19 protein-coding genes and 2 pseudogenes are annotated in these 24271 nt (G+C 65.2%); 17 read left to right on the top strand and 4 right to left on the bottom strand.

Features of this window, described 5'->3' with window-relative positions; genetic code table 11:
- Positions 1 to 105: 105 nt before the first annotated feature.
- On the bottom strand, positions 106 to 1068 hold the full coding sequence (locus tag AC1Q6Z_RS29935) for a glycosyltransferase family 32 protein (RefSeq protein ID WP_492650143.1): 963 nt from the start codon (positions 1066 to 1068) through the stop codon (positions 106 to 108).
- 188 nt (positions 1069 to 1256) lie between these two features.
- On the opposite strand from AC1Q6Z_RS29935, the gene AC1Q6Z_RS29930 reads away from it, so the two are divergent.
- From AC1Q6Z_RS29930 to AC1Q6Z_RS29885, 10 genes and pseudogenes are all read left to right on the top strand, one after another.
- Positions 1257 to 3170, top strand: coding sequence for a dipeptide ABC transporter ATP-binding protein (locus AC1Q6Z_RS29930; protein ID WP_492650142.1), 1914 nt, complete (start codon positions 1257 to 1259; stop codon positions 3168 to 3170).
- On the top strand, positions 3167 to 5068 hold the full coding sequence (locus AC1Q6Z_RS29925; protein ID WP_492650141.1) for an ABC transporter substrate-binding protein: 1902 nt from the start codon (positions 3167 to 3169) through the stop codon (positions 5066 to 5068). The genes AC1Q6Z_RS29930 and AC1Q6Z_RS29925 overlap by 4 nt, the downstream gene beginning before the upstream one ends.
- Positions 5069 to 5363: 295 nt before the next feature.
- Complete coding sequence (locus AC1Q6Z_RS29920) at positions 5364 to 6362, top strand: ABC transporter permease (protein WP_256119227.1); 999 nt, start codon at positions 5364 to 5366, stop codon at positions 6360 to 6362.
- On the top strand, positions 6359 to 7534 hold the full coding sequence (locus AC1Q6Z_RS29915; RefSeq protein ID WP_439629310.1) for an ABC transporter permease: 1176 nt from the start codon (positions 6359 to 6361) through the stop codon (positions 7532 to 7534). The genes AC1Q6Z_RS29920 and AC1Q6Z_RS29915 overlap by 4 nt, the downstream gene beginning before the upstream one ends.
- A gap of 70 nt (positions 7535 to 7604) precedes the next feature.
- Positions 7605 to 8804, top strand: a complete 1200-nt coding sequence (locus tag AC1Q6Z_RS29910; protein WP_435268172.1) for a glycosyltransferase family protein — start codon at positions 7605 to 7607, stop codon at positions 8802 to 8804.
- A 14-nt stretch (positions 8805 to 8818) separates the two neighbouring features.
- A pseudogene (locus AC1Q6Z_RS29905) lies at positions 8819 to 9463 on the top strand (glycosyltransferase family protein); the annotation flags it as partial.
- Positions 9464 to 9688: 225 nt separating this feature from the next.
- A pseudogene (locus AC1Q6Z_RS29900) lies at positions 9689 to 10288 on the top strand (glycosyltransferase); the annotation flags it as partial.
- Positions 10285 to 11436: a glycosyltransferase family protein gene (locus tag AC1Q6Z_RS29895; protein WP_492650140.1), complete on the top strand. Its 1152-nt coding sequence runs from the start codon at positions 10285 to 10287 to the stop codon at positions 11434 to 11436. The pseudogene AC1Q6Z_RS29900 and the gene AC1Q6Z_RS29895, both read left to right, overlap by 4 nt.
- Before the next feature lie 71 nt (positions 11437 to 11507).
- On the top strand, positions 11508 to 14225 hold the full coding sequence (locus AC1Q6Z_RS29890; protein ID WP_492650139.1) for an ABC transporter transmembrane domain-containing protein: 2718 nt from the start codon (positions 11508 to 11510) through the stop codon (positions 14223 to 14225).
- Positions 14226 to 14271: 46 nt separating this feature from the next.
- Positions 14272 to 14691 (top strand): cyclic nucleotide-binding domain-containing protein, encoded by a 420-nt coding sequence (locus AC1Q6Z_RS29885; RefSeq protein WP_256119233.1) that lies wholly within the window; start codon positions 14272 to 14274, stop codon positions 14689 to 14691.
- Positions 14692 to 14874: 183 nt separating this feature from the next.
- Here the strand turns inward: AC1Q6Z_RS29885 and AC1Q6Z_RS29880 are convergent, their stop codons facing one another.
- Together AC1Q6Z_RS29880 and AC1Q6Z_RS29875 are read right to left on the bottom strand one after the other, a co-directional pair.
- Positions 14875 to 15615 carry a polysaccharide deacetylase family protein gene (locus AC1Q6Z_RS29880; RefSeq protein WP_492650138.1) on the bottom strand — a complete coding sequence of 247 codons (741 nt, stop codon included), beginning with the start codon at positions 15613 to 15615 and terminating at the stop codon, positions 14875 to 14877.
- The gene (locus tag AC1Q6Z_RS29875) at positions 15612 to 16709 is read right to left on the bottom strand and encodes a glycosyltransferase family 4 protein (protein WP_492650137.1); all 1098 of its coding nucleotides are present in this window, start codon (positions 16707 to 16709) and stop codon (positions 15612 to 15614) included. Before AC1Q6Z_RS29875 ends, AC1Q6Z_RS29880 begins: the two co-directional genes overlap by 4 nt.
- Before the next feature lie 103 nt (positions 16710 to 16812).
- Here AC1Q6Z_RS29875 and AC1Q6Z_RS29870 point away from each other — a divergent pair, with 103 nt between their 5' ends.
- Genes AC1Q6Z_RS29870 through AC1Q6Z_RS29850 form a run of 5 tightly spaced genes read left to right on the top strand, consistent with a single transcriptional unit; the run spans position 16813 to position 21012 of the window.
- Positions 16813 to 18156 (top strand): nucleotide sugar dehydrogenase, encoded by a 1344-nt coding sequence (locus AC1Q6Z_RS29870; RefSeq protein ID WP_492650136.1) that lies wholly within the window; start codon positions 16813 to 16815, stop codon positions 18154 to 18156.
- A gap of 5 nt (positions 18157 to 18161) precedes the next feature.
- Positions 18162 to 18647, top strand: a complete 486-nt coding sequence (locus tag AC1Q6Z_RS29865; protein ID WP_439629296.1) for a class I SAM-dependent methyltransferase — start codon at positions 18162 to 18164, stop codon at positions 18645 to 18647.
- A gap of 4 nt (positions 18648 to 18651) precedes the next feature.
- Positions 18652 to 20289 (top strand): metallophosphoesterase family protein, encoded by a 1638-nt coding sequence (locus AC1Q6Z_RS29860; RefSeq protein WP_492650135.1) that lies wholly within the window; start codon positions 18652 to 18654, stop codon positions 20287 to 20289.
- A gap of 49 nt (positions 20290 to 20338) precedes the next feature.
- Positions 20339 to 20611 carry an antitoxin gene (locus tag AC1Q6Z_RS29855; protein WP_327509050.1) on the top strand — a complete coding sequence of 91 codons (273 nt, stop codon included), beginning with the start codon at positions 20339 to 20341 and terminating at the stop codon, positions 20609 to 20611.
- Complete coding sequence (locus AC1Q6Z_RS29850; RefSeq protein ID WP_492650134.1) at positions 20608 to 21012, top strand: type II toxin-antitoxin system VapC family toxin; 405 nt, start codon at positions 20608 to 20610, stop codon at positions 21010 to 21012. Before AC1Q6Z_RS29855 ends, AC1Q6Z_RS29850 begins: the two co-directional genes overlap by 4 nt.
- Before the next feature lie 21 nt (positions 21013 to 21033).
- On the opposite strand, the gene AC1Q6Z_RS29845 is transcribed toward AC1Q6Z_RS29850, so the two are convergent.
- Positions 21034 to 21933 carry a LysR family transcriptional regulator gene (locus AC1Q6Z_RS29845; RefSeq protein WP_256119241.1) on the bottom strand — a complete coding sequence of 300 codons (900 nt, stop codon included), beginning with the start codon at positions 21931 to 21933 and terminating at the stop codon, positions 21034 to 21036.
- 128 nt (positions 21934 to 22061) lie between these two features.
- Between AC1Q6Z_RS29845 and AC1Q6Z_RS29840 the strand changes: the two genes are divergently transcribed.
- Together AC1Q6Z_RS29840 and AC1Q6Z_RS29835 are read left to right on the top strand one after the other, a co-directional pair.
- Positions 22062 to 22751 carry a hydrolase gene (locus tag AC1Q6Z_RS29840; RefSeq protein WP_439629290.1) on the top strand — a complete coding sequence of 230 codons (690 nt, stop codon included), beginning with the start codon at positions 22062 to 22064 and terminating at the stop codon, positions 22749 to 22751.
- A 190-nt stretch (positions 22752 to 22941) separates the two neighbouring features.
- Complete coding sequence (locus AC1Q6Z_RS29835) at positions 22942 to 24186, top strand: flavin-containing monooxygenase (protein WP_492650133.1); 1245 nt, start codon at positions 22942 to 22944, stop codon at positions 24184 to 24186.
- Positions 24187 to 24271 lie beyond the last annotated feature (85 nt).

Here is a 24271-nt window from a genome sequence, read left to right as displayed (position 1 = left end):
AGATCACACTCGACATCTTCCTCGCAAGAAAACGCCTCGCGAGTCCAACATGAACACTCCCCCTTGAGGGGGAGATGCCCGGCAGGCCACAGGGGGATGCTGCCCCTACCAGGACTTCCAAGCCAACAGCAGCCCGCCATCCCCCGCCTCCGCCGCCCTGCACGCCGCCTCCACGTCCGAAAACGGCGCCCCCCGCGGCAGTTCGGCGGCGACGATGGCTGCATCCGCCAGCGTCAGCGAGCCGCCGCGGGCGATGACGGTGAAGAGGAGGGGGCCGGTCGACCACCAGGCGGGGGCGTCCGGCATGCTCTCGATGGCCTTGGGCAGGGCGTCGTTGAGGCGCAGGATGATCGGGTGATGCGCGGGTGCGGCGAGGAAGGAATTGGCGAGCAGCAGGCTGCCGCGGCCGGTCTGGCGCGGCACGGCCTCGGCCATGGCGATGAGGCCGGTCATCGGCAGGATATCGTGGAAGCCGATATCGGTGCGCGCCGGATACCAGTCGCAATCGAGATAGATGCCGCCCTCCTGCTCCAGCAGCAGGTAGCGCGCGACATCCACCGCGCCCGGATAATCGCCCTGTTCCAGCATCGCCCGGAAGGCGGCGTTTTCGAAGACGCCGGCGGTTTCGAGATCCTTTTCGCGCCAGAGGAAATGGCCGTAGCCATGGGTCTTGGCATGGCGCGCCCAGGCCTCGGTCGAGGGCGGAATGGGGCCGTCGCCGATCCATACCTGGTGGATGATCGGCGGGATCGACGTGCGGTTGGCCTCGGCGATCGCGCGCCGCTCGGTGGAGGTGAAGGCGGTGAAGGGCGCGAGTACCGCCGGATCGGGCACGAGATGATACTGGTAGCCGATGCGTTTCAGCGGGTCGCGCTCGGCCTTGGCGAGCTTCAGGAAGGCCGAATGCAGGCGGCGCGGCAGGCCGAGCGCGGTCTGAGGCCCGAGCGCGGAACGCTCCGGATCGCGCGCCACGGCCTCCAGCACCGCGCGCGCCGCGTCAAAAGCGCCGGCATCGCGCTGTGCGGCGGCTTTTTCGAGTTCCGCGTTCAATCGTTGCTTGGCTGACATCAATCTGTCCTAAGGAGGCGCCGGTGCACGGCAATATGGACTGTCATATTCGGTCCGCGCCCGAGCAACGACAACCCCAAACCTGCCGTAAAGTAAGGCGTGGACAGAAAAAAATACGCGCGCTAGTGTCAAGGCGGGGAACAAGAAAAAGCCGTATGGATAAATATCCGACAGGCGAGAAAGTACATATGGATTCGAATGGGATCGGCCGGCCGCGAGACCTGCTGCGGATTGAAGGCCTGCACGTCTCCTTCGCGCTGATGGGCGCAAGGATCACGGCCGTCAGGGGCGCGAGCCTCAGGGTGTTGCCCGGCAAGGTGACGGCCCTGGTGGGGGAATCCGGCTCCGGCAAATCGGTCATCAGCCTGGCGACGATGGGCCTGCAGGCGCCGAGCGCCCGGGTTTCCGGCAAGATCCTGTTCGACGACCCGCTCTCCGACAAGGCCCCCATCGACATTCTGTCGCTGCCGCATGACGGCCAGAAGATCCGCTCGATCCGCGGCGGGCGCATGGGCATGATCTTCCAGGAGCCGATGACTTCCTTTTCGCCGCTGCACACGATCGGCGACCAGATCAGCGAGACGCTGCGCATCCATACCGGCCTGACGGGCGCCGAAATGCGCGAGCGCTGCGAGGACATGCTGTCGCGCGTCGGCTTCCACAATCCGCGCAAGGTCTACGACATGTATTCCTTCGAATTGTCGGGTGGCATGCGCCAGCGCGCGATGATCGCGATGGCGCTGGTCTGCGGCCCGGCGCTGTTGATCGCCGACGAGCCGACGACGGCGCTCGACGTGACCATCCAGGCGCAGATCCTGAAGCTGCTCAAGGACCTGCAATTGCAGATGGACATGGCCGTGCTGCTCGTCACGCACGATCTCGGCGTTGTCGCCAACATCGCCGACGAGGTGGTGGTGATCTACCAGGGCGAGATCATGGAGGCCGGGCCGGTCGAGACGATCTTCCATCGCCCCGCGCATCCCTATCTCAAGGGCCTGATGGCGGCGATCCCGCATTTCGGCATGCAGCGCGGCGACCGGCTGAAGCCGCTGCGCGAGATCGAGGTCAACCAGGAAAGCCTGCTCTCGAAGAAATACCAGGCGCGCACGGGGCCGGACATCATCCTGTCGGTGCGCGACCTTTCCAAAACCTTCGCGATCCGCAAGGACAACTGGCAGATGCCGGGCAAGGCGAAGGAAAAGGCGCGCCCCGCCGTCGATGGCGTCAGCTTCGACATCCGGCGCGGCGAATGCCTTGGCCTGGTCGGCGAAAGCGGCTGCGGCAAGACCACGGTCAGCAAGATTTTGATGCGCGCCATCGAGCCCGATACCGGCTCCGTGCTGTTCGACGACGGCCGCGGGCCGATCGACGTCTTAAAGGCCAAGGGCGCGGAATTGCAGGCGCTGCGCACGCGCATGCAGATGGTCTTCCAGGACCCGCTCTCCTCGCTCTCTCCGCGCATGACGATCGGCGAAATCCTGCGCGAGCCGCTCGACATTCACGATTACGGCGACGTCGCCAAGCGCAAGATGGCGATCAAGGCGCTGATCCGTGCCATCGGCCTCGACGAGGCCTCGCTGAAACGCTACCCGCACAGCTTTTCCGGCGGCCAGCGCCAGCGCATCGGCATCGCCCGCGCGCTGGCCCTCGGGCCGAGCATGATCATCTGCGACGAGCCGGTCTCCGCCCTCGACGTGTCCGTGCAGGCGCAAATCCTCAACCTCCTGAAGGATCTCCAGAAGGATCTCGGCCTCACCTACCTGTTCATCTCGCACAACCTCGCCGTCGTCGACTACATGGCCGACCGCGTCGCCGTGATGTGGGCCGGGCGCATCGTCGAGATCGCGCCGCGCGAGATCATCATGACGGCACCGGTGCATCCCTATACGCGCGCCCTGCTCGACGCCGTGCCCTTCCCCGATCTCGAACGCCCGTTGAACTTCGAGACGGCCGGCAAGACCAGCGCCGTGTCGCGTGAAAGCTGGGCGCGCGCCTTCCGCGATGACGATGACGGCGGCGACGGCATGGCGCCGGCCGATCTCGGCGGCGGCCATTTCGTGCTGGCGCGTCGCAATGCCGATGTACGGGAACTGTCATCGTGATCACGCGCCGCGCCACACTCGGCCTCTTGGCTGCCGCCTTCCTCCCCGGCCTCGCCCGGGCGGGTGGTGGAGAATCCAAGTATCTGAAGGAGAAGGTCGAGGCCGGTGAACTGCCGCCCGTCGCCGAGCGCCTGCCGAAGGTGCCGCGCGTCGTCAACACGGCGGCGCTTGGCGGGGAGCCCGGCGTGCAGGGCGGCAGCGTGCGAATGCTGATCGGCGGCCAGCGCGACGTGCGGCTGATGCCGATCAACAGCTATTCGCGCCTCGTCGGCTATGACCGCGACCTGAAGCTCCAGGCCGATATCCTCGAAAGCTATACGGTGGAGGAAGAGCGCATCTTCACCTTCCGCCTGCGCGAGGGCCACAAATGGTCGAGCGGCGATCCCTTCACGGCGGAGGATTTCCGCTATTGCTGGGAAGACGTCATTCTCAACCGCGAACTCCTGAAGGGCGGCCCGCCGACGGACCTTCTCGTCGAGGGCAAGCCGCCGATCTTCTCGGTGATCGACGACGTGACCGTGCGCTACACCTGGGAAAAGCCGATCCCGGATTTCCTGCCCAAGCTCGCCTCGCCCATCCCGCTGGTGCTGGCGCTGCCGGCGGCCTACATGCGGCAGTTCCACAAGAAGTTCCAGGCGGCCGACGTGCTGGAAAAGCACATCATAAAGCAGCGCGTCGACGACTGGCGTGGGCTGCACATCAAGATGTCGCGCCAGACCCGGCCGGAAAATCCCGACCTGCCGACGCTCGAAGCCTGGCGCCCGCGCACCGCGCCGCCGGCCGAACAGTTCATCTTCGAGCGCAACCCCTTCTTCCACCGGGTGGACGAGAACGGCACGCAGCTGCCCTATGTCGACAAGGTGGTGATGAACGTCTCCTCGCCGGATTTGATTTCCGCCAAGACCGCGACGGGCGAGAGCGATCTCCAGGTCGCCAATCTCGACTTCGCCGACTATACGCTCTTGAAGAATGCCGAGACGATCTATCCGATCAACGTGCTCCTGTGGAAGCGCACGCTCGGCTCGCGCGTCGCGCTGGTCCCCAACCTCAACTGCGGCGACGAGGGCTGGCGCAAGGTGCTGCGCGACGTGCGCGTGCGCCGCGCCATGTCGCTGGCGCTGAACCGCACGGAAATCAACAAGGCGGTGTTCTACGGCCTCGGCCAGGAGAGCGCCAACACGGTGCTGCCGGAAAGCCCGCTGTTCAAGCCGGAATATGCCAAGGCCTGGGCGGCCTTCGATCCCGACCAGGCCAACCGCCTGCTCGACGAGGCCGGCCTCGACAAGCGCGACGACGAGGGCCTGCGCCTGCTGCCGGACGGCCGCTCCGCCCATATCGTCGTGGAAAGTGCCGGCGAAAGCACGCTGGAGACGGACGTGCTGGAGCTGATCACCGACCATTTCCGCCTGGTCGGCCTCGGGCTTTTCGTGCGCACCTCGCAGCGCGATATCTTCCGCAGCCGCGCCATCGGCGGCGAGATCGTGATGTCCGTCTGGTACGGGCTCGACAATGGCGTGCCGACGCCGGAAATGTCGCCGCTCGAACTCGCGCCGACCGCCGACGACCAGCTCCAGTGGCCGGTCTGGGGCATGTATTACGCGACCGTCAAGACCAAGGGCGAGCCGCCCGACATGCCCGAGGTGCAATATCTCGTCGACAAGCTCACCGCCTGGGAGATGACGACGACCGAGGCCGAGCGCGAGACGATCTGGCACGACATGTTGAAACACCATGCCGAGCAGGTCTTCACCATCGGCACGGTCAACGGCATTTCCCAGCCGATCGTGCGCTCGCGCCGCCTGCGCAACATCCCCCCCAAGGCCCTCTGCGGCTTCCAACCCACCGCCTTCCTCGGCGTCTACATGCCGGATACGTTCTGGTACGAGGAGAGTGCGTGATGTTGTGGCGAGAGCTTTCCTTCGGTCTCTCGGTTATGCCGCCCCTTATGTCGGGCAGCCGCCTGTTGAACGCAGTCATCGCCACACTCCCCTTCTCCCCCACCGGGAGAAGGTGCCGGCAGGCGGATGAGGGGGAGATCGCAGGCGCAAGAAATTGCATTGATTGCTCGGAGCCACCCCCTCATCCGACCCTTCGGGCTACCTTCTCCCCGCGAGGGAGAAGGGGATGCGGCATCGTCTTGCCCCTTCTGCGGAGGGGGGTGCTCCCCACACGCACCGCCATGGAGTCCACCCGATGATCCGCTATATCCTCGGGCGCATCGCCGTCATGGTGCCGACCCTGCTTCTGATCTCGATGCTGGTTTTCGTCATCATCGAACTGCCGCCGGGCGATTATTTCGAGAGCTACATTTCGGAGCTGCGCGCCATGGGCGAGGCGACCGACATGGCGGAGATCGAGGAGCTGCGCGAGCGCTACGGTTTCGACAAGCCGCCGGTGCTGCGCTACGTGCACTGGGTCGGCGGCATGCTGGTCGGCGACTTCGGCTATTCCTTCGAATATCGCCTGCCGGTCTCCGACGTGGTGGGCGACAGGCTGTGGCTGACGGTGCTGGTCTCCTTCGTCACCATCATCTTCACCTGGCTGATCGCCTTCCCGATCGGCATCTATTCCGCCACCCACCAGTATAGCTGGGGCGATTACGGCCTGACCTTCGCCGGCCTCATCGGCATCGCCGTGCCGAACTTCATGCTGGCGCTTGTCGTGATGTATTTCGCCAATATCTGGTTCGGCGTGTCGATCGGCGGCCTGATGGACCGCGAATATATGGGCGCGGCGATGAGCTGGGAGAAATTCCGCTCCATCCTGTCGCATATCTGGATCCCGGTCATCATCATCGGCACGGCGGGCACGGCCGGCATGGTGCGGCGCCTGCGCGCCAACCTGCTCGACGAACTCAACAAGCAATATGTCGTCACCGCCCGCTCCAAGGGCCTGCATCCGATGCGGGTTCTCTTGAAATATCCGCTGCGCATGTCGCTCAACTTCTTCATCTCCGACATCGGCTCGATCCTGCCCTCGATCATTTCCGGCGCGGAGGTCACGGCGATCGTGCTGTCGCTGGAAACGACCGGCCCCATGCTGATCAAGGCACTCCAGACCCAGGATATGTATCTTGCCGGCTCCTTCCTGATGTTCCTCGCATTTCTGACGGTCGTCGGCGTGCTGGTGTCCGATATCGCGCTCGCGATCCTCGACCCGCGCATCCGGCTTGGCGGAGGCAGCCGCAAGTGAAGACGCCGCTTCCCGAACCCGGCGCGCCGCTCGGCCACTACGTCTCCGACGCGCCCTTCGATCCGTACGCCGCCGAGCGCAAGGTCGAGGAGCTGAAGACGATTGCCCAGGCCTCGCAGTTCCAGCTCATGTGGTGGCAGTTCCGCCGCCACAGGATGGCGCTCGCCTCGGGCATCTTCCTCATCGCCGTCTACCTGATGATCGCGATCAGCGAGTTCCTGTCGCCCTACAATCTGCACACCCGCAACATCGACTTCATCTATTCGCCGCCGCAGACGCTGCGCTTCATGCATGAGGGCTCGTTCGTCGGGCCGTTCGTCTACGGCCAGACGATGAGGCTCGACATGGACACGCTGCAGCGCGTCTATACCGACGACAGGACCGACGTGCAGAAGCTGCGCTTCTTCTGCCGCGGCGACAGCTACAGGTTCTGGGGCCTGTTCCAGTCGGACGTGCACCTCGTCTGCCCGGCCAAGGACGGCGAGTTCTTCTTCCTCGGCACGGACCGGCTCGGGCGGGACATGCTGTCGCGCATCCTCTATGGCGCGCGCATCTCGCTCACCATCGGCGCGCTCGGCGTCATGATGAGCTTCGTGCTCGGCATCGTCATCGGCGGTCTTGCCGGCTATCACGGCGGCATTTTCGACCTCATCGTGCAGCGTGTCATCGAGGTGTTGCAATCGATCCCCAGCATTCCGCTGTGGATGGCGCTCGCCGCCATCATTCCGGTCACCTGGAGCCCTATTCTCGTCTATGTCGGCATTACCATCATCCTCGGCATGCTGGACTGGACCGGACTTGCGCGCGCCGTGCGCTCGAAACTTCTTGCCTTGCGCGAGGAAGATTATGTATTGGCGGCCCAGGTCATGGGCGCCGGCAGCGCCCGCATCATCCGCCGCCATCTCGTGCCCGGCTTCATGTCCCATCTGATTGCCAGCGCAACGCTGACCATTCCGGGCATGATCCTCGGCGAGACGGCATTGAGTTTTCTCGGGCTGGGCCTTCGGCCGCCCATCACAAGCTGGGGCATTCTTCTGACAGAGGCTCGCAGCATCAACATCATCGCCCTTTATCCGTGGCTGCTTTTTCCGGTAGTACCTGTCGTTTTGGTCATTCTTGCTTTCAATTTCCTCGGCGATGGACTGCGCGATGCGGCTGACCCCTACAAGTGAGATCGTTGGGACGACCAATGCACAAGAGCTTTTCGACGGCGATCCCGGCGCGAGCCTGGAGGCTTTTCCCGTGAGCCGGAGTTTCGAACACGCCCGCATCCTCATGTACAGCCATGACACGTTCGGTCTCGGCCACCTGCGCCGGTGTCGGACGATTGCGCATGCGCTGGTCGAGGAATATCGCGGCCTCAACGTGCTGATCATCTCGGGCGCCACCATCGCCGGCGCCTTCGATTACCGCGCCCGCGTCGATTTCGTGAAGATCCCGAGCGTCATCAAGCTGCGCAACGGCGAATATACCTCGCTGGAGCGCCATATCGACCTCGAAGACACGCTGACCATGCGCCGCTCGATCATCCGCCACACGGCGGAGACCTTCCGGCCCGACATCTTCATCATCGACAAGGAGCCGATGGGGCTTTCCGGCGAGGTGGAAGAGACGCTTGCCTACCTGAAGGGTCGCGGCACACGGCTGATCCTCGGGCTTCGCGAAGTGATGGACGCGCCGCACCTGCTCGAAGCCGAGTGGAAGCGCAAGGATGTCATGCACAAGATCGAGAAGTTCTACGATGACATCTGGGTCTATGGCCCGCCGGATTTCTACGATCCGCTGATCGGCCTCGACGTGCCGGACGGTGTGCGCGAAAAGCTGAAATTCGTGGGCTTCCTGCATCGCAACGCGCTGCAGATGGACCGCGCCCAGTACCAGCCGACCGGCGACTATATTCTCGTCACCACCGGCGGCGGCGGCGACGGGGCGGACCTCGTGCAGGACGTCATCCGCGCCTACCAGCACGATCCCGAACTGACCCACCGGGCGCTTATCGTGCTCGGCCCCTATATGCCGCAAGGCGAGCGCACCAAGCTCACCCAGGAGGCCGCGAAGATCCCCTATATCGAGGTGATCGAGTTCGATTCGCGCATGGAGGATCTGGTCGCCGGCGCGCAGGGCGTGGTGGCGATGGGCGGCTACAACACCTATTGCGAGATCCTCTCCTTCGACAAGCCGGCGCTGATCGTGCCGCGCGTGCAGCCGCGCGAGGAGCAGCTCATCCGCGCCACCCGCGCCGCCGAGCTGGGCCTCATCGACATGCTGCTGCCGGAGGAATCGAGCGATCCGGTCCGCCTTGCCGCCGCGCTGAAGGCGCTGCCGAAGCGCCCGCCGCCGTCGAGCGGCCATCCGGGCCTCCGGCTGGAGGGCCTGCGCCACATTGCCCGCATCGTCGGCGATGAGCTGTCGTCGCGCGAACTGATCCCGTCCGGCGAGTGAGAGGCGAGACCGCGTTGGCGCCCCCGCACAAGATCGTCGTGCTGCTGAAGGGTTATCCGCGCCTGTCGGAAACCTTCATCGCGCAGGAACTGCTCGGGCTGGAGCGGGCCGGGCTCGACCTCGTGCTCGTGTCGCTGCGCCACCCGACCGATCGCAAGCGCCATCCCGTGCACGACGAGATCAAGGCGCCGGTCTTCTACCTGCCGGAATATCTGCACCAGGAGCCGATCCGCGTGCTGCGCGGCCTCCTGAAAAGTTTTCGCTTGCCCGGTTTCGGCGCGGCCCTGCGGCAGTTCCTGAAGGACCTGCCGCGCGATTTCAGCCGCAACCGCTTCCGCCGCTTCGGCCAGGCGGCGGTGCTCGTCGGCGAATGGCCGGAGGGCGCCGGCTGGCTGCACGCGCATTTCATCCACACCCCCGCCTCCGTCGCCAATTATGCCAGCAAGATGCTCGGCATCCCCTGGACCGTCTCGGCGCACGCCAAGGACATCTGGACCTCCGAGGACTGGGAACTCGCCGAAAAGCTCTCGACCGCGCACTGGGCCGTGACCTGCACGAAGACGGGGCACGCGCATCTGCAAACGCTTGCCGCAGAGAACCGCGACCGGGTGCATCTGAGCTACCACGGCCTCGATCTGGATCGCTTTCCGTCCATCGACGCGGGGAGTTCGGAGCACCCCCCTCTGTCCTGCCGGACATCTCCCCCTCAAGGGGGGAGATCGGCTGGCGGTGAGGACGGTGCTCAAACGGCGGCCTCCGAGATGGGCGAAACGCTGCTCCATCCAATCTCCCCCCTTGAGGGGGAGATGTCCGGCAGGACAGAGGGGGGTATCGCCCAACCGACACACGACGCTTGCGGCTGCACACCCGCCGCCGACAATCCCCGCCCACCCTGCGACGGCTCCGACCCGCAGGACCCCGTCACCATCATCAGCGTCGGGCGCGCGGTGCCGAAGAAGGGCTATGACGTGCTGTTGCGCGCACTGGCCCGCCTCCCCGCCGACCTCCATTGGCGCTTCGTACATGCCGGCGATGGCGGCGAGCGGGCGATGTTGCAGAGGCTGGCCGAGGAGCTGGGCATAACGGAAAAGCTGAGCTGGCTCGGCGCGGTGGACCAGAAGGATGTGCTTGCCGGCTACCGCGAGGCCGATATTTTCGCGCTCGCCTGCCGCATCACCGCCGATGGCGACCGCGACGGCCTGCCGAACGTGCTGGTCGAGGCGGCAAGCCAGCGGCTGACCTGCGTCGCGACCGATATTTCCGGCATTCCCGAACTGTTCGAAAACGACGTCAACGGCCTGCTGGTGCCCTCGGAAGATCCGGAGGCGCTCGCCGCAGCCCTCGAACGCGCGATCCGCGACCCCGCCCTGCGCGACCGGCTCGGCCGGGCCGCCGAAGCCAAGGTGCGCGCGAGCTTCGATCATCACACCAGCATCGCCCAGCTGAAATCGCTGTTCGAAACCGCAGCGCGGGAGACGGCATGAGCAGCCCGCGCGTCCTCTTCTACGTGCAGCACCTGCTCGGCATCGGCCATCTGGCGCGCGCCAGCCGCATCGTGCGCGCGCTCGGCGCCAACGGTTTCGCCGTAACGCTGGTCACCGGCGGCATGCCGGTCGATGGCTTTCCCGGCCCCGGCATCGACCATGTCGCGCTGCCGGCGATCGCCGTCGGTGACGGCGGTTTTGCAGCCCTCGTCGACGAGGACGGCAAGGTCGTCGACGAGGCCTTCAAGGCCGACCGGCGCGACCGGCTGCTCGCCGCCTACCATGCCTGCCGGCCCGACATCGTCATCATCGAGGCTTTCCCCTTCGGCCGCCGCCAGGTGCGCTTCGAACTATTGCCGCTGATCGACGCGATCGAGGCCACCATGCCGCGCCCGCTGCTGATGACCTCGCTGCGCGACATCCTGCAGGAGCGCGCCAAGCCCGGCCGCGACGAGGAGACCATCGATCTCGTGCGCCGCCATTTCGACCGGGTGCTGGTGCATGGCGATCCGGGTTTCGTGCGGCTGGAGGACACCTTTCCGCTGGCCGACGCGATTGCCGACCGCGTCGTCTATACCGGCCTCGTCGGCGCAGGTCCGGCAACGCCCGCGGTCGAGCGCTACGATATCGTCGTCTCCGCCGGCGGCGGCGCGGTCGGCGCGGGGCTGGTCGAGGCCGCCCTCCAGGCATCGCAGCGCCTTGCCGACAGCGGCCGCTGGCTGGTCATTACCGGCCCGAACCTGCCGCAGGCCGACTTCGACCGGTTTTCCGCGCAGGCGGGCGAGAATGTCGACCTCGTGCGCTTCCGCACCGATTTCCGCAGCCTGCTTGCCGCCGCGCGCCTCTCGGTCTCGCAGGCCGGCTACAACACGGTCTGCGATGTGCTGGAGGCCGGCTGCGGCGCGGTGCTGGTGCCCTTCGCGTCGGGTGGCGAGACGGAGCAGACGGCGCGCGCCGAGCGCCTGGAGCGACTCGGCCGGGCGGTCGTCGTGGCGGAGCATGAGCTTTCTGCGGAAACGATGGCAGGCGCAATTTCGCGCGCGCTTTGCGCCGAAACTGAGAAAAATGTGCCCGATTTGCAACTGGATGGCGCCAATCGTACCGCGAATATCCTGAGGGACCTTCTAAAAGGCCACACGGCTTCCTAGCTCTTGCGGTATTGCCGCTGTCTTATAATCTTCATACGGACAGCCGCCGTTCACGCGCATAGAAGTCTCCCATGGAAAAAAGTCTCGCCCGATATATTTGGGACCACACCCGGCCGCAGCAGCTCTTCATCCTGCTGATCGTCGCCCTGTCCATGATCCCTTATTATCTCGCCTTCGACCTGCCCAAGCAGATCGTCAACGGCCCGATCCAGGGGAGCGGCTTCGACCAGCCGGGCGATACCGAGCTGTTCATGCCGATCAGCTTCGATATTCCGTTCTGGGGACATGTCGAGCTTTATGGCGGCCTGCCTCTGGAGCGCATGCCGTCGCTGCTCGCGCTCAGCCTGACGTTCCTCGTGCTCGTCATCATCAACGGCCTGTTCAAATATTACATCAATACCTACAAGGGTCGCCTCGGCGAGCGGCTCCTGCGCCGCATCCGCTATGAGCTGGTCGACCGCATCCTCCGGTTCCCGCCGAAATATTTCAAGCACGTCAAGGCCGGCGAAGTCTCCTCCATGGTCAAGGACGAGGTGGAACCGCTCGGCGGCTTCACCGCGGATGCCTTCGTGCAGCCGGCCCTTCTCGGCGGCCAGGCGCTGACAGCGCTGATCTTCATCTTCATCCAGCATTTCTGGCTGGGCTTCATCGCCTTTGCCATGGCCATGATCCAGGTCGGCATCATCCCGCGCATGCGCCGCCGCCTGATCGAGCTTGGCCGCGAGCGCCAGATCACCGCCCGCCAGCTTGCCGGCCGCGTCGCCGAGATCGTCGACGGCATCGGCACGATCCACGCCTACGACACCTCCAACTACGAGCGCGCCGACATCGCCGCCCGCCTCGGCCACATCTTCCGCATCCGCTACGACATCTACCAGTGGAAGTTCCTGGTCAAATTCCTCAACAACTTCCTCGCCCAGCTCACGCCCTTCCTGTTCTATTGCATCGGCGGCTACCTCACGATCGTCGGCAAGCTCGACGTCGGCCAGTTGGTGGCGGTCATCAACGCCTACAAGGAACTGCCCGGCCCGCTGAAAGAGCTGATCGACTGGGAGCTGGTGCGCCAGGACGTGCAGGTGAAATACGAGCAGGTCGTCGAGCAGTTCGATGCCGACAACCTGATCGAACCGGAAATCCAGGCCCTCAACGCGGCGAACGGCACCATGCTGAACCACCCGCTCAGCGCCACCAACCTGGTGCTGGAAGACGATATCGGCGGGCGCGTGCTGGAGCACGTCTCCGTCAAGATATCGCCCGGCGAGACCGTCGCCATCATCGGCACGGCGGCGAGCGGCGGCGACAGGCTGGCCGAAGCGCTCGGCCGCATCATCTGGCCGGCCGGCGGCAAGGTGACGGCCGGCGACGACGACCTCTATGCGCTGCCGGAATCCGTGACGGGCCGGCGCATCTCCTATGCCTCGCCGGATGCCTATTTCTTCCATGGCAGCCTGGAGGACAACCTGCTCTACGGCGTCAAGCATGCGCCCGTTGAGCCCGCCGCCTACAAGGGCGCGGCCTCCGACCAGCGCAAATGGGACGTGCTGGAGGCGCAGCGCTCCGGCAATCCGGATTTCGACCTCAAGGGCAACTGGATCGACCTCACGACGCTGCATGCCAACGGCTCGGCCGGGCTCTTCGGCTCGATGATGGCGGTGCTCGATATCGTGGAGCTTTCCGACGACGTGCTGCAGCTCGCGCTGCACTCGACGCTGCCGGCCGATGCCGAGGTGGCACCCGCCGTCGCCGCCGAGATCGTCGCCCTGCGTCGTGACCTGCGCGAAGAGCTCAACCGCCGCGACATGAACAATCTCGTCATCCCCTTCGAGGAGGACGCCTACAACACCGAGGCGCCGGTCGCCGAAAACCTGTTCTTCGGCATGATGCCGGACCCGAAGGCCTCCACGCGGGCGATCGTCAAGACGCCGTATTTCCGCAACATCATGCGCGAAAGCGGGCTCGGCGACGCGCTGTTCAAGATGGGCCAGGGTATTGCCGAAAGCACGGTGGAACTCTTCAAGGACCTGCCGCCCGACCATCCGTTCTTCGAGCAGCTCACCTATATGCGGGGCGACGAGATCCCGACCTATCAACACCTGCTTCAGCGCCTGCGACACAATGCCACGCCGAGCGACGAGGACCGCATCGCGCTCATCCGCCTCTCGTTCTTCTATGTCGAGCCGCGGCACCGTTTCGGCGTGCTCGACGAGGCGCTGATGCGCAAGATCGTAGAAGTGCGCCACCAGTTCCATGCAAACCTGCCGCCGGAACTTCAGGGCTATATTGAACGTTACGACCCGAATGCTTATCTGACGTCAGGAACGCTGGTCGACAATATCGTCTTCGGCAAGCTTAACCATCGTTATAGCGATGCTGTTCCGAAGTTGAGAGAGATCGGCGGAGACCTGCTCAGGAAAAGGCCCGAGCTTTACCGCGCGCTGATGGCGCTCGGGCTCGAGTCGAATGTCGGGGCAGGCGGACGGCGGTTGAACAACTTGCAGCGGCTGAAGCTCAGCCTGGCACGGGCCCTCATCCGCCGGTCGGATTATTACATCTTCAACCGGCCGCTCTCGGGGTTGGACCACCACCTCCAGGAGCACATCGTGGAGGCAGCACTTGCGTTCCTGGCCAAGAGCGGTGATAATCCGGCTGTCGTCTGGGTTTTGTCAAATACCCCGCTTGCAAAACACTTTAAAAGAGTGCTTGCTTTTGATGGCGGAACATTGGTGGAAGACGGAGCCTACGACACGATTGTCGAAAGCGGTACGGTATACAAGCAACTGATAGCATGACTGGTGAGAATTGATCGAGTAGCCGAAATCGAGGCGGTTGACTATTATGATCCTGAACGACGAAGTACAGATGCTACGACGGGTTCCGCTCTTCTCGGGGATTGATGCGGCAAAGCTCAAGTTGCTCGCATTTGCCTCCAACCGCGTCTGCTACCGTGAAGGCCAAGAACTCTTCCATCAGGGCGACGAAGGCGATGCTGCCTATGTCGTGCTGTCGGGCGTCGTCGACGTCTACAAGGCAGGCCCTTCCGGAGACGAGAAAATTGCCTCCGCCGGCTGCTGTTCGGTCGTTGGCGAAATCGCCATCCTCTGCGGCACGGCGCGCAATGCCACGGTGAAGGCCTCAACGGCCGTCGAGGCCCTGCGCATCAGCAAGGACTGCTTCCTGAAGGTCCTCTCGACCTGCCCGCGCAGCATGGCCGAAACCATGCGTGTGGTCGGCCAGCGGCTTGCCCACAGCCACTGAAGGCGTCTTCAGCGCTTCCTCTTCCGACGACAACCTGTCCGGTGTCGCCCGCCTTTCGGCGGGCGTTTGCGTTTCCAGTAGTCTTGCCGATCGACTGCATTCGTTCGCGAATCCGCCTGTTTGCGTGGGCGAAGAAATGCCGGCGAAATGCGGCGGAAACAAGGGGATAAGGTTAACGCGAGCTCATATTTCCGTGAGCAGATCGTCAACGCCGAACCAGCCGCAATCGGCTCCAGCAGCGGTCGCTTCGAACACCAGCGCCATCACATCCCACGCCGCTTGATCATGCACCAGATGATGGGTGAGCAGCCCGATCGGCCCCTCCTGTGCCTGCGAGACCCGTACCAGATCGGCGATCACCGCTGCCGCTTCCCGCCCGCCACGCGTGCCGCGCCAGTCGATAATGTCGACATGGGTGTTCAGCATTTTAAGCGGCGCCGGCTTTTCCGGGCCGAAGACCGACAGTGCCCGAAAGGCGATGCCCGGCAGGCCGGCTGTGACGGATGGGGCGATGCGGTTCCATGGCGGCACGAGCATCGGCACGAAGCGGCCGGCATGCAGTGCTGACAGCTTTCCAAACCCCTCGCCCAGTTCGCGAAGAACCTCTTGCGCCGGCCGATGGTCGCCGAGTTCCTGGTTCTTCTCGCCCGCTCCCGCATAACTTTTGTGCGCCCAGCCATGCACCGCCACTGAGACGCGGCTTTCGCCCGCAAGGCGATCGGCCAGCGCCTGCCCGGTGCAAGCCGGAATGGCGGCGAGCAGGACCGGCACGTCATGCGCGGCCGTCAGCGCCATCAGGTGGTCGAGCGCGGCGGTCGGCTCGATGGCATCGTCGTCGCGCAGCCACAGGCGCAGCGGCTTGCCGCTATCGGCCCGGCGGGCGATTTCGTCGAGCAGGGGTTGTGCGATTGCGGGCAGCGTCATCTCTTCTCTCCGACGGATTGGCGCAGGATGGCATCGAGCGCCGTTGCGGCGGCCGGCAGGGAATGCTCCGCGATAACACGGGCGCGCGCATTTTTCGCCATGCGGCTGCGCTCCGCTTCATCGCCAAGCAGGGCCGCAATCGCCGCCGCATAGGCGGCGGCATCGCCCGGTTCGGTCAGGTGGCCAGTTTCGCCGTGTTCGACGACCTCCGGCACCCCCGCCGTCGCGAAGGCGACGACCGGCAACCCGGCGGCCTGCGCCTCCAGATAGGCAAGCCCATAGGCCTCGCCGCAGCCCGGCCAGACATAGAGCGCACCCTTCGACAGGATATCCGCCACCTCCGCCCGCTCCCGCTGCCCCAGCCAGTCGATCCGCCCTTCCCCAAACCCGGCAAAGAGCGCTTGCACCTCCGCGCGCAACGGCCCATCGCCCACCACGGAGAGGCGCCAGGGCACGTCCGTCATGCGGCTCAGGCCTTCCGCGAGCGCGCGAAAACTCGCCAGCTTGTCGCCGGCGCGCATCATGGCGACCGTGACGAGGCGGCAAGGCTCCGGCTGTGCCGCTTGCGCGGTAAAAAGCCCCTCGTCGATGAAGGGTTTCAACGCGGCGATCGCCGCATCCGGGGCGGCATCCGTAAGGCCCGCGCGGTCGCGGGCGGTGAGGCCGATATTGACGGCCGCGCCGCGCACCGTCTCCAGCACGCCGGCCTGCATCTCGCGCCAGATGCCGAGATTGCGGCGCGGCGAATAGGAGGCCTCGGCCGTCACATAGGGCAGGCCGAAAGCTTGGCAGAGCGCGGGGCCGATCAGGTCCGGCGCCTTGTAATAGGGGTGGTAGCAGAACCACAGGTCCGGCGCGCCCTCGCCCTGCCACAGCGCCGAAAGCCGGGCGATCTCCGCCGCCGCCTCCGCCTTGAGCCGCGCATAACCGGCTTCATCCGCACAATCCCCGAGGAAGGCGCGCAGCCCGGAGGCGAGCGTTACCTCATGGCCGGCGCGTTTCAGGCATTCGACAATCTGGCGCGCCATCAGCCGGTCTCCCGAGGGAACGGCATGTTCCGGCGACTTCAGCGGGGCGTAGAATGCGATCTTCATGGACTCGTTGCGCTGGTTTCGGCGGCGGATGGGCGAGACTTGACAGGCCGGCCAAACTCTCCCATCTGAACACGCCGGTCTTGTATATGTGCGCGGAGTGCCGATGCCAACAGCCTTGCCTTCCCACGAGACGCTGCTTGCGCGCATCCAATCCCGCGAGGCGCGCATCGGCATCATCGGCCTCGGTTATGTCGGCCTGCCGCTCGCCATCACCGTCGCGCGCGCCGGCTTCACCGTCCTCGGCTTCGACATCGACCCCGGCAAGATCGTCGCGATCGATGCGGGCAAAAGCTATATCGAGGCCGTTTCCAGCGAGATCCTTGCCGAGGAGCACCGCGCCGGCCGTTTTGACGCGACGAGCGATTTCGGCCGGCTCGGCGATTGCGACGTCATCGCCATCTGCGTGCCGACGCCGCTCACCCGCCACCGCGATCCCGACATGAGTTTCGTCGAAAAAACCTGCCGCGACATCGCGCGCACGCTTCGCCCCGGCCAGCTTATCGTGCTGGAATCGACCACCTATCCCGGCACCACCGACGGCCTCGTGCGTCGCACGCTGGAGGCCGGCGGGCTGAAATCCGGCGCTGATTTCTTCCTCGGCTTCTCGCCGGAGCGCGAGGACCCCGGCAACCGCCAGTTCCAGACCTCGACCATCCCCAAGGTCGTCGCCGGCGACGGTGCGGAAGCGCAGGCGCTGGTCGTCGCCTTCTACGGCGCGGTGGTGAAGACCGTCGTGCCGGTCTCCTCCACCGCCACGGCGGAGGCCGTAAAACTCACCGAAAACGTCTTCCGCGCCGTCAACATCGCGCTGGTGAACGAGCTCAAGGTGATCTACGAGGCCATGGGCGTCGACATCTGGGAGGTGATCGACGCGGCAAGCTCGAAACCTTTCGGCTACATGCCCTTCTATCCGGGCCCCGGTCTCGGCGGCCATTGCATCCCGATCGATCCCTTCTACCTCACCTGGGCATCGCGCGCCTATGAACTGCCGACCCGCTTCATCGAGCTTGCCGGCGAGATCAACTCCGCCATGCCGCGCCATGTGGTGGAGAAACTCGCCGAAGCGCTCGACCGGCGGCAGGGCAAGGCGCTCAGCCGTTCGAAAGTGCTGGTGATCGGCCTCGCCTACAAGAAGAACGTGCCGGATATTCGCGAAAGCCCCTCGCTGAAGCTGATCGAGTTGATCGAGGAGCGCGGCGGCTCGGCGAGCTATTACGACCCGCATGTGCCGGAAATCCCACCGACCCGCGAATATGGCGCCTTCAAGGGCCGGCCCTCGGTCGCCTGGAGCGAGGCGGAAATCCGCGCCTTCGATGCCGTGCTGATCGCCACCGACCATGACGGCGTCGACTATGCCGCGCTTGCCGACTGGAGCGCGCTCATCGTCGACACCCGCAACGTCTTCGCCCGGCGCGGCATTGCCGCCGATACGATCATCAAGGCCTGATATCCATGAGCCGTCTGGAAAGTTTTATCCGCCGCATGTCCGCCCAGCGCGACGTCATCGATCATGTGCGCGAGAGCCTGCCGCTGCCCGCCACCGGCGCCATTCTGGAAATCGGGCTCGGGAACGGCCGCACCTTCGATCACCTGCGCGAAAAATTCCCCGGCCGGCGCATCGTCGCCTTCGACCGGGCTTTTGGCGCGCATACATCCTCTGCGCCGCCGGCCGAAGACCTGGTGCTCGGCGAGATCGCCGAGACGGCAAAGGCCTATGCCGGCACGGGCGCGGCCCTCGTTCATGCCGATATCGGCACCGGCTACGAGGACAAGGACGCGATCACGCTGACCTGGCTGCCCGGCATCGTCGCGCAGGCGCTCGGCACGGGCGGCATCGCCGTCAGCGGCCTGCCGCTCGATCATGCGGCCCTCGAACCGCTGCCGCTGCCCGCGAGCGTCGATAACGACCGCTATTTCCTCTACCGCAGAAGGCCGTGACGCCATGCCGGCCGTCGCCGTCATCGCGGATGCCCATTTCCACGACATCGAGGGCGACTACGATTTCGCGGGCATCACGGTGGGCGGCCGCAGGCTGACGCTGCGCAGCTGGGCCGATACCGCCGGCTCGACCCGCGTGTTCAACGAGAGTTTCGCCGCCCTGCCGGCCGCGCTCGACCGCATCGTCGCGCGCGGCATCCGCCATGTCGTGCTGCTCGGCGATTATAGCGACGACGGCCAGCGCGAGACGGTGGCGAGCCTGGTGCGCCTGCTCGAAAGCTACCGCGACCGCCACGGCCTCGCCTTCTATGCCACGCCCGGCAATCACGACGTCTTCGGCCCGCTCGGCAAGCACCGCGACACCCGCTATGTCGACGCCACGGGCGGCACGACGCTGGTGACGAGCGACGCCGAAAAGGCCGCCGACGATCCCGGCCAGCCGATCGTCACGCCAAAAATGTATTGCGAGGGCATTCCGGCAGGCCTCATGCCGATGCGCGATTTCGGCTATTTCCGCCGCCCGGAATACCTGCACTGGGAAACGCCCTTCGGTGAGAGCGACGACGCGGCCGCGCGCGAACACGACCTCTTTTCCGCCGACGGAAAGACCGTGCGCCGGCTGATGGACGCCTCCTATCTGGTCGAGCCGGAGGCGGGCCTCTGGCTGCTGATGATCGACGCCAATGTCTTCGAGCCGCGCAATGGCGGTCGCGATATCTCCCGGAAAAAGGCCTTCATCGACAGTTCGGATGCCGGCTGGAACGCGCTTTTGCGGGTCAAACCCTATCTCATCGACTGGATCGCCGACGTCGCGGCGAGGGCCGAAAGCGGGGGCAAGCAGCTGCTCGCCCTCTCGCATTATCCGGCGGTCGATCCGTTCGAGGACGATGCGCAAACCGAGCGCCGGCTGTTCGGCGAGACCAATGTGGCGAAACGCACGCCGCGCCCCGTGGTGGCGGAGACGCTCGCCGGGGCCGGCCTGCGGCTGCATTTCAGCGGCCACCTGCATGTCGAGGCCCGTACCCGCCTCGCTGGCCTCACCAATATCGCCGTGCCCTCGCTCGTCGCCTTCCCGGCCGGCTTCGTCGTTGTGCATGTGGAAGGCGCCGCACCGGTGGTGGAGAGCGTGTCGCTCGCCGAAGAGCCGCTCGATGCCGATCTCCTCGCGCTCTACCGCGCCGAACACGCCCGCGCCGGCCTCGCGCCGGACCCGGCAATGGCGGCGCCAGACTACGGCACCTTCCTCCATCGCCACATGCGCCCGCTGGTGCTGGAGCGTTTCCTGCCGAAGGAATGGCCGCCGGAAATGGCGGAGCGCGCGCGGCAAATGACGCTGTGGGATCTCGGCCTGCTGATGGCAGGCACGGCGCTGGAGGCTAAGGCGGCGGAATCCGGTGTCGATGCCGCCTGGATGCAGGCCCGGCCGCTGCTGGATCTCGTGGTCGACTGGTACTCCCTGCGCCAGTCGCCAGCGCAGGCGCCCACCTACATTCCGCCCGAAAACCTGCACGCCTACCGCTTTCTCGCCGAGACCTATGGCGACAGGCAGGCCGACCCGCAGACGCCGCGCGGCTTCTTCGCGCTCTTCCTCGGCGTACTCGCGACCAGTCTGGAGCGTATGGCGCAAAGCCCGCCGGCTTGACGCGCCCGCGGTCGGCATATACATATTGCATATACATGGGAGCCAACGCATGCCCATCCGATCACCCTCATCGAAGCCCAAAGAGGCCAAGCTGTTTCGCAACAACCGCAGCCAGGCGGTGCGGATTCCCGTGGAATTCGAGTTGCCGGGGGATCGCGTGTTGATTCGTCGCGAGGGCATGAAACTCATCATCGAGCCTGTCACCGGGCCGGCCAACATCGTGGAACTGCTGGCCCAATGGAAGAAGGAAGCGCCGCTCGGGCCGGAGGACCAGTTCCCGGATATCGAGGATATGCCCGCAAAGCCCGAGGATATCTTTTGAGCGGCTATATGCTCGACACCAACATCATCAGCGACATCATCCGCAACCCGTTCGGGCCGGCGGCGCGGCGTATTGAAGAGGTCGGGCCGCGGGACATCTGCACCAGCATCGTCGTCGCGGCCGAACTGCGCTACGGTTGCGCGAAGAAGGGCTCGGCCAGGCTGCTCGAAAAGGTCGAGGGCGTGCTCGGGACGATTCCGGTTCTGCCGCTGGATGTGCCGGTCGATGCCGGATATGGCGTCATCCGCGCGGAATTGGAGATGGCCGGGCAAATCATCGGTCTCAACGATTTGCTGATCGCCGCTCACGCCCAGGCGCTCAATCTGACATTGGTGACCGATAACACCCGCGAATTCAGCCGCATCCGGGGCCTCGATGTGGAAAACTGGCTGGCAAGATAGCCGGCACCGCGCCCCGCCTTCCTATTGCAACGCATCCATGAGGGCCGGGACGCGCTCTTCGAAATATTTCGAGAAGGTGGCGATGCGGGGTGGCAGCGCCTGGTAGGGCGGGTAGTAGAGGGTCAGCCACAGGTCGGGCGGCGACCATTGCGGGAAGACATGCACCAGCCGGCCGGTTGCCAGGTGCTCGGCGATGTGGAAATGCGGCAGCAGCGCCACGCCCGCCCCTTCCGCCGCCATGTCGGCGAGCAGGTCGCCATTGTTGGCGCTGAAGGCGCGGCCGGCGGAGATTTCCACGCTGGCGCTGCCGTCCGTCAGAAGCCAGGCCTCGCGCCGGCTCTCGCCGTTATAGGCGAGGCACGCGTCGGGCGTCAGTTCGCCCGGATGCGCCATGCCCGCAAAGCGGCTGCCGGGGGCGGCGACCAGCACGCGGCGGATCAGGCAGACCTTGCGCCAGATGGTGAACTTGTCGGAGGGGGCGGCCGAGATGCGGATGGCGAGGTCGAAATCCTGGTCGAGGATGTTGACGAAGCCGTCGGCGAGCGAAATCTCGAAATTGATCTTCGGGTAGAGCGTGCGGAAACCCGAGAGCACGCCCGGCAGCGCGGTCTTGCCGAACCAGGTCGGCGCGCTGATCCGAAGCCGCCCCTGGTCCGCCTTGTTGGCGTTGATCACGTCCTTGCGCGCCGTCTCCAGCGCCTGCATGGCCGGCTGCACCTGGGCGGCGAAGATCGCGCCGTCCGTCGTCAGCGACACCTGCCGCGTCGTGCGCACGAAAAGCTGGATGCCGAGGTCTTCTTCGAGTGCCGCGATCGCCCGGGTGATGGCGGCGGGCGCCATGTCGAGCTCGCGCGCCACCTGGGCGAAGTTGCGCTTTTCGGCGGCGAGGAGGAAGATGCGCAGGGCCTTGGTGTCGTTCATCTCGATTATTCCAAAAATCGCAATTCAATCGGAATTATTATTGCAATTCCGCGGGCCAATCAACTCCGGTAGCTTCATCTCCATAGACAGCGGCGCCACGGCGCACCAACCCGAGAGAGGAGAACACCATGTCCGGCAAACTCGAAGTCCTGACCCCGAAGAACAGCCAGCTCATCTTCATCGACCAGCAGCCGCAGATGGCCTTCGGCGTGCAGTCGATCGACCGCCAGACGCTGAAGAACAATGTCGTCGGCCTTGCCAAGGCGGGCAGGATCTTCGACATCCCGACCACCATCACCACGGTCGAGACCGGCTCGTTTTCCGGCCACACCTATCCCGAACTGCTTGCCGTCTTCCCGGAAAACGACATTCTCGAGCGCACCTCGATGAACTCCTGGGACGACCAGAACGTGCGCGACGCGCTGGCGAAGAACGCTGCGAACGGCCGCAAGAAGATCGTCGTTTCCGGCCTCTGGACGGAAGTCTGCAACACCACCTTCGCGCTGTCGGCCATGCATGACACCGACTACGAGATCTACATGGTGGCGGATGCCTCGGGCGGCACCTCCGTCGACGCCCACAAATATGCCATGGACCGCATGGTGCAGGCCGGCGTCGTCCCAGTGACCTGGCAGCAGGTGCTGCTGGAATGGCAGCGCGACTGGGCGCACAAGGAAACCTATGACGCCGTCACTAGCCTGGTGAAGGAACATTCCGGCGCCTATGGCATGGGCATCGATTATGCCGTGACCATGGTCCACAAGGGCGAGGAGCGCGTGCACCACGGAAAGCGGATCGGCCCGAACCCGGCGAAGTAAGCGCTGGAATCCAACGAAGCGACCGGTCCCGCGAGAGGCCGGTCGCTGCTTTTTCGGAGATCGCTTTAGCCGCGACCTAATCAGCGCTGAAGCAAACGCTCATGTCGAGCATTTCCGGCGTGCTTTACACCTGTGGTCATGCATCAGCCGCGCGGGCTGAACACCCTGGTAAAGCGAAAAGGACGCCGGCATGTCAGTGGAAAAAGTGGATACGCTCGTCATCGGCGCCGGCCAGGCCGGGGTGGCGATGAGCGAACATCTCGGCAAACGCGGCGTCCCGCATCTCGTGCTGGAGAAGAACCGCATCGCCGAAAGCTGGCGCACCGCGCGCTGGGATTCGCTGGTGGCGAACGGCCCCGTATGGCACGACCGTTTTCCCGGCATGAATTTCGACGACTACCAGCCGGACGAGTTCGCGCCGAAGGAAAAGGTCGCCGACTATTTCGTCGCCTATGCCGAACAGATCAAGGCGCCGATCCGCTGTGGCGTCGAGGTGAAATCGGTGGTGAAGGACGGCGACGTTTTTCGCGTGGAGACGTCGCAGGGCGCAATCGAGGCGAGGAACGTGGTCGCCGCCACCGGCGCCTTCCAGCGGCCGATCATCCCCACCGTCGTGCCGGCGGAAACGGGCATCATGCAGATCCATTCGCATGCCTATCGCAACCCCGCGCAGCTTCCGGAGGGCGCGGTGCTGGTGGTCGGCGCCGGTTCCTCCGGCACGCAGATCGCCGACGAGCTGTTGCGCTCCGGTAAGAGCGTCTACCTCTCTATCGGCCCGCACGACCGGCCGCCGCGGCGCTATCGCGGCAAGGATTTCGTCTGGTGGCTGGGCGCGCTCGGCATCTGGGACCTGAAGGTGCCCGCCCCCAACACCGAACATGTGACGATCGCCGTTTCCGGCGCCTATGGCGGCAATACCGTCGATTTCCGCCGCCTCGGCGCGCGCGGCATGACGCTGCTCGGCCGGGCGGAGACATTCGAGGGCGGCAAGCTGCGTTTTGCCCCGGACCTCGCGAAAAACATCGCGCTGGGTGATGCCAACTATCTTTCGCTGCTCGACCAGGCCGACGCCTATGCCAAACAGCAGGGCCTCGACCTGCCGGAAGAGCCGGACGCCCGCCGGATGGAGCCGGACCCGGCCTGCGTGACCGACCCGATCCTGGCGCTCGACCTGAAGGCGGCCGGCATCACCGCGATCATCTGGGCGATCGGTTATGCGCAGGATTTCGGCTGGGCAAAACTCGACGCCTTCGACGAGAAGGGCCGGCCGGTGCATGAGCGCGGCGTCTCGAAGGTGCCGGGCCTCTATTTCGTCGGCCTGCCCTGGCTGTCGCGCCGCGCCTCGTCTTTCATCTGGGGCTGCTGGCACGATGCGGATTATCTCGCAGGCTACATCGCCGAAGGGCAATCGAGCCGCTCCAGCAAGAGCGCCTGACGGTCCTCCTATCGAGCTGCGTCCCGGGCCGCCGGGGCGTGGCATGCCGCAAGCAGGAAGCGAGTTGACCATGATCCGCAACCCA

This window comes from Shinella sp. GW835-FHT14H05, assembly GCF_058793575.1.
Note: the sequence above shows the minus strand (reverse complement) of the source record. Positions and strands in the feature narration are given on the sequence as shown.

Bases quoted from the DNA above. Each gene is read 5' to 3' on its own strand.
- AC1Q6Z_RS29840 (WP_439629290.1), top strand. From the start codon at position 22,062: ATGTCCGGCAAACTCGAAGTCCTGACCCCGAAGAACAGCCAGCTCATC.
- AC1Q6Z_RS29920 (WP_256119227.1), top strand. From the start codon at position 5,364: ATGATCCGCTATATCCTCGGGCGCATCGCCGTCATGGTGCCGACCCTG.
- AC1Q6Z_RS29875 (WP_492650137.1), bottom strand. From the start codon at position 16,709: ATGAAGATCGCATTCTACGCCCCGCTGAAGTCGCCGGAACATGCCGTT.
- AC1Q6Z_RS29895 (WP_492650140.1), top strand. From the start codon at position 10,285: ATGAGCAGCCCGCGCGTCCTCTTCTACGTGCAGCACCTGCTCGGCATC.
- AC1Q6Z_RS29890 (WP_492650139.1), top strand. From the start codon at position 11,508: ATGGAAAAAAGTCTCGCCCGATATATTTGGGACCACACCCGGCCGCAG.
- AC1Q6Z_RS29930 (WP_492650142.1), top strand. From the start codon at position 1,257: ATGGATTCGAATGGGATCGGCCGGCCGCGAGACCTGCTGCGGATTGAA.
- AC1Q6Z_RS29865 (WP_439629296.1), top strand. From the start codon at position 18,162: ATGAGCCGTCTGGAAAGTTTTATCCGCCGCATGTCCGCCCAGCGCGAC.
- AC1Q6Z_RS29835 (WP_492650133.1), top strand. From the start codon at position 22,942: ATGTCAGTGGAAAAAGTGGATACGCTCGTCATCGGCGCCGGCCAGGCC.
- AC1Q6Z_RS29860 (WP_492650135.1), top strand. From the start codon at position 18,652: ATGCCGGCCGTCGCCGTCATCGCGGATGCCCATTTCCACGACATCGAG.
- AC1Q6Z_RS29885 (WP_256119233.1), top strand. From the start codon at position 14,272: ATGATCCTGAACGACGAAGTACAGATGCTACGACGGGTTCCGCTCTTC.
- AC1Q6Z_RS29935 (WP_492650143.1), bottom strand. From the start codon at position 1,068: ATGTCAGCCAAGCAACGATTGAACGCGGAACTCGAAAAAGCCGCCGCA.
- AC1Q6Z_RS29855 (WP_327509050.1), top strand. From the start codon at position 20,339: ATGCCCATCCGATCACCCTCATCGAAGCCCAAAGAGGCCAAGCTGTTT.
- AC1Q6Z_RS29870 (WP_492650136.1), top strand. From the start codon at position 16,813: ATGCCAACAGCCTTGCCTTCCCACGAGACGCTGCTTGCGCGCATCCAA.
- AC1Q6Z_RS29845 (WP_256119241.1), bottom strand. From the start codon at position 21,933: ATGAACGACACCAAGGCCCTGCGCATCTTCCTCCTCGCCGCCGAAAAG.
- AC1Q6Z_RS29880 (WP_492650138.1), bottom strand. From the start codon at position 15,615: ATGACGCTGCCCGCAATCGCACAACCCCTGCTCGACGAAATCGCCCGC.